Below are 3261 nucleotides of genomic sequence, written 5' to 3' on the forward strand. Positions count from 1 at the left end.
CGCCCCGCCGCCCGTGCGCGACGCCGCGCACGTCGACCTAGCCCCGGGCGACCTGCTCGTCACGTTCAGCGACGGCGTGCTCGACGTGCTCGACGGGACGCTCGCGTCGGTCGACGAGGTCGCGCGACGGCTCGGCGGGGCGTCGAGCGCGAGCGACGCGGTCGACCGTGTCCTCGCGCTCGCGCGCGGTGCGACCGACCGGCCGGACGACCTCACGGTCGTCGCCGTGCAGCGGGAGCCGTGATGGGACGCGCGCTGCTGCTGCGGGTCGTCGTCGCGCTGACGATCGCGCTGGGTGCCAACTACGTCGTCTGGCGCTGGCTCGAGTCCGTCAACTGGTCGGCATGGTGGATCGCCGTGCCGCTCGTGATCGCCGAGACGTACAGCTTCGTCGACGTCGCGCTGTTCGGCGTCACGATGTGGCGGGCCAAGCCCCGGCCCCAGCCCGATGCACCGGCGGCGGGCCTCACCGTCGACGTGTTCATCACGACGTACGACGAGCCGCTCGAGCTCGTCCTGACGACCGCCGTCGCCGCGCGCGACATCCGGTACCCGCATCGCACGTGGATCCTCGACGACGGCGCCCGGCCCGACCTGGCGGCCGCCGCGCGGGACGCCGGGGTCGGCTACCTCGTGCGCAGCGACGACTGGCAGGACCGGCCGCGGCACGCCAAGGCGGGCAACCTCAACAACGCGCTGTTCCAGACGGACGGCGAGTTCCTCGTGGTGCTCGACGCCGACCAGATCCCCGACCCGGCGCTGCTCGACCGGACGCTCGGCCACTTCGACGACCCGCAGGTCGCGCTCGTGCAGACCCCGCAGTGGTTCACGAACGTGCCCGAGGCGGACCCGCTCGGCAGCCAGGCGCCGCTGTTCTACGGCCCGATCCAGCAGGGCAAGGACGGCTGGAACGCGGCGTTCTTCTGCGGTTCGAACGCGATCCTGCGCCGTGACGCCCTCATGCAGCTCGGGCTCGTCGGGTACGTGCGCGCGACCGAGGCGGCCGTGCGGGACGCGCTGCGCACCTCGCGCACCGTCCTGGCCCGTGCCCGCCGCCGGGCGGACGACCCGCGCGTCGCCGCCGCGGTCGACCAGGTCTCGGCCGCCGCGCGCACGTCGCTCGCGGAGCTCGACGCCGGCCGGCCGCTCGGCGAGGTGACCTACGCGTTCCAGCGACGCGTCGACGAGGTGTCGGGCGGGCTCGTCGACACCGACCTCGCGGCGATCCGCGCGGACCTCGACGCGATCGGCGCCTGGCCGATCGACACGGACACCGAGCTCGGCACGCCCGTCGTCGACGACACGGCGCTGGCCCGGCTCACCGACCGCGAGCTCTCGCCGCTCGGGGCGCTCGTTTCGGTGCAGGCCCTCGTGAGGGCCGTCGACGTGGACCGCGGCGACGAGGCGCAGCCCGTCATGCCCGTCGCGACCCTGTCCGTGACCGAGGACATGGCGACCGCCATGCGGCTGCACGCGCTCGGCTGGCGCACCGTCTACCACCACGAGGTGCTCGCGCACGGCCTCGCGCCCGAGGACCTCGGCACGATGATCACGCAGCGGCTGCGCTGGGCGCAGGGGACCATGCAGGTCTTCCTCCAGGAGAACCCGCTCACGGTCCGCGGGCTGCGCCTCGGGCAGCGGCTCATGTACTTCGCGACCATGTGGAGCTACCTGTCGGGCTTCGCGGCGATCGTGTACCTCGCGGCGCCCGTCATCTTCCTGTGCTTCGGCGTCCTGCCCGTGACCGCCTGGACGTGGGACTTCTTCGCGCGGTTCCTGCCGTTCCAGATCGCGAGCCAGGTGCTGTTCCTCGTCGCGGCGCGCGGGATCCGGGCGTGGCGCGGGCAGCAGTACTCGCTCGCGCTGTTCCCCGTGTGGATCAAGGCGACGTGGACCGCGGCGGCCAACGTCTGGTTCGGGCGGCCGCTCGGGTTCGCCGTCACCCCGAAGGTGCGGCAGGACGGCGGCGGCTCGTGGCGGCTCGTCGTGCCGCAGCTCACGGCGATGGCCGTGCTCGTCGTCGCGGCGGTCGTCGGGATCGTGCGCTGGGGGCTCGGGTACGCGCCGTGGGTCGGCACGTCCGTCAACCTGGTGTGGGTCGCGTACGACCTCGTCGTGCTCAGCGTGATCGTGCAGGCGCTCCGGTACCGCGGGTACCAGGGTGCGGAGAGGATGGACTGATGGAGATCGAGACCGACCTGCGACCCGACGCCGCCGTGCTGCGGCCCGCCGGCCGCCTCACCATGGTGACCGCGTCCGAGCTGCGGTCGCGCGTCGACGAGACCGTCGCCGCGGGGCACCGCGTCGTCGTGCTCGACCTGGCGGACACGACGTTCATGGACTCGTCCGGGCTCGGCGCGCTCGTCGGCGGGCTGCGGGCCACGCGCGAGGTCGGGGGCGACCTGCGCATCGCCCGACCCGGCCCGCAGATCCGTACCGTCCTGCAGCTCACGACCATGGACCGCGTGCTGCGGCCCTACGACACCGTCGAGGACGCGCTGCGTGCCTCCTGACGTCCGCGTCGAGGCGGACCTCGACGGGCCCGACGGCGCCGTCGTGCTCGCGCGCGTCCACGACGCGCTCGACCGGCTCTGGGGGATCGTGGGCGACGTCGGGGAGACCGACCGGATCGCGCTCGAGACGGCCGTCGTCGAGGTCGCGGGGAACGTCCTGCGGCACGGGCTCGACGGCCACGGCCACCACCTGCTGCTGCGTGCCGACGACGCCGGGCTGGTCGCCGAGATCACGCAGCCCGGGCCGCCGCCGGCGGTCGACCTCGACACCGCGATGCCCGGCGTCGACGCGGAGTCCGGCCGCGGCCTCGCCCTCACGCGCATGCTCGTCGAGCTCACGTGCTCCGACCAGGGCGGCGTGACCCTCTGGACGCTGTCCCGTCCGCGCGGCTGAGCGTGGGCGCGGGACGGCGGACGTCGCGACCCGGTGGCGCCCCCGGCAGGACTCGAACCTGCAACCGACGGATTAGAAGGCCGTTGCTCTATCCGTTGAGCTACGGGGGCCAGCGGGGTCTCAGCCTAGTGTTCGCGGCGCCCCGCGAGCGTCCCCGCGGCGTCCCGGAGGGCGTCGCACGAGGGCTGCACAACCCGCATCCGGCCAGGATCGGGGCACGCGTCACCGCGTGGCGCGTTTGTCCAGGTCAGATCGCGCCACGACAATGAGCGCGTGAGCGCGCAGCCCGGCACCGTCCCCGCGCCGCCGGCGCAGGGGTCGCACGCGGCGCCGCCCAGCCGTGCGCGGCACGCG

The 3261-nt window shown here is 74.1% G+C and carries 4 protein-coding genes and 1 tRNA gene; 4 read left to right on the forward strand and 1 reads right to left on the reverse strand.

What is annotated here, in order from left to right; translation table 11 throughout:
- From HGA02_RS13785 to HGA02_RS21030, 4 genes are all read left to right on the forward strand, one after another.
- A partial coding sequence (locus tag HGA02_RS13785; RefSeq protein WP_168679486.1) for a SpoIIE family protein phosphatase occupies window positions 1-244 on the forward strand: 244 nt, incomplete at its 5' end.
- Window positions 244-2181, forward strand: coding sequence for a glycosyltransferase family 2 protein (locus tag HGA02_RS13790; protein WP_168679488.1), 1938 nt, complete (start codon window positions 244-246; stop codon window positions 2179-2181). The genes HGA02_RS13785 and HGA02_RS13790, both read left to right, overlap by 1 nt.
- Window positions 2181-2513: an STAS domain-containing protein gene (locus HGA02_RS13795; protein ID WP_168679490.1), complete on the forward strand. Its 333-nt coding sequence runs from the start codon at window positions 2181-2183 to the stop codon at window positions 2511-2513. Before HGA02_RS13790 ends, HGA02_RS13795 begins: the two co-directional genes overlap by 1 nt.
- Window positions 2503-2907, forward strand: a complete 405-nt coding sequence (locus HGA02_RS21030) for an ATP-binding protein (RefSeq protein ID WP_168679492.1) — start codon at window positions 2503-2505, stop codon at window positions 2905-2907. The genes HGA02_RS13795 and HGA02_RS21030 overlap by 11 nt, the downstream gene beginning before the upstream one ends.
- Window positions 2908-2941: 34 nt before the next feature.
- Here HGA02_RS21030 and HGA02_RS13805 read toward each other — a convergent pair.
- Window positions 2942-3017, reverse strand: a tRNA-Arg gene (locus tag HGA02_RS13805).
- Between the last annotated feature and the right edge of the window lie 244 nt (window positions 3018-3261).

Source organism: Cellulomonas septica, assembly GCF_012396155.1.
GTDB classification, from domain to species: Bacteria; Actinomycetota; Actinomycetes; order Actinomycetales; family Cellulomonadaceae; genus Cellulomonas; species Cellulomonas septica.